We start from the raw sequence: 285 nt of genomic DNA on the forward strand, positions 1-285 counted from the left end.
CGTCGTCGCCGGTCCGCTGGCGGCAGCCCTGGCCGGCGCAGGCGCGGGCGGCATTACCGGCGGCCTGATCGGCGCGCTGATCGGTGCCGGCATCCCGGAAGAACGCGTCAAGCACTACGAGGAAGGCATCAACAACGGCGGCATCGTGCTGGGCGTGACGCCGCGTTCGGACGAGGACGTTGCCTACCTGAACCAGACCTTCACCGATAACGGCGGCTCGCACGTGATCGGCACCGGCATCGGCGCCGCCGCGGGTGCCGCCACCGGCGCCGCACTGGGCGCGGC

General features: G+C 72.6%; 1 pseudogene. It reads left to right on the plus strand.

What is annotated here, in order from left to right:
- A pseudogene (locus ACEN88_RS35280) lies at positions 1 to 285 on the plus strand (hypothetical protein); the annotation flags it as partial.

It is taken from the genome of Massilia sp. CT11-108, assembly GCF_047302915.1.
Taxonomy (GTDB): domain Bacteria; phylum Pseudomonadota; class Gammaproteobacteria; order Burkholderiales; family Burkholderiaceae_D; genus Telluria; species Telluria orientalis.